The sequence below is a fragment of the Candidatus Termitispirillum reticulitermitis genome (genome assembly GCF_054655775.1).
On record NZ_BAAIHG010000236.1, the window covers coordinates 1 to 549 of the forward strand.

At 42.8% G+C, this 549-nt stretch carries 2 protein-coding genes; both read right to left on the bottom strand.

Going from position 1 to position 549, the window contains the following annotated elements:
* A partial coding sequence (locus tag AC1MDJ_RS08500; RefSeq protein WP_479690474.1) for a hypothetical protein occupies positions 1-266 on the bottom strand: 266 nt, incomplete at its 3' end.
* Positions 267-313: 47 nt separating this feature from the next.
* On the bottom strand, positions 314-549 hold a 236-nt coding region (locus tag AC1MDJ_RS08505), incomplete at its 5' end, for a TylF/MycF/NovP-related O-methyltransferase (protein WP_479690475.1).

Sequence of the window (549 nt, forward strand, 5' to 3'; positions counted from 1 at the left end):
CTGTAGTCCTTTGAGGCTCTGTCGCCTAGATTTAGCGTTATTGCCCCCTTGCCCGATTTGCTACGAATAACATTCTTGTCAACACCAACTACGGAGAAATTGTCGCCTACGCCCTTATATAGCTCAGCTTGGGTTATTTCTAAATGTTTTTGATACTTAAACGGCACGCCTATATGCCCTGCCATAGCAAATGACAATAGGCAATAGACGCATACGACAGCGACTAGCGATGTTAAGAGGAATAATAATGGCTTGAGCAGTCTCATATCTGTATCAGTGTAGCAGGTTTTTTAATTTTTTCAATGGGTGCGTGCTATTTTGAGGGTTTAGCAATAATAGCGGTGCCGTCCAAGTCGGCAACTGGAACAACGGCAATTCCATGATTTTTGCAAAATTCTTGAACTGCACGTTCCGCACCAAGATATTCTTTGTTGCTATAGTCATGAACCAATATGTAGCCACCAGGGCTAATCCTAGGGTAAAACCATTCAAGTCCAGCCTTAATAGGCTCATAGAGGTCAGCATCTATGGATACAAGGCAAAACTTCT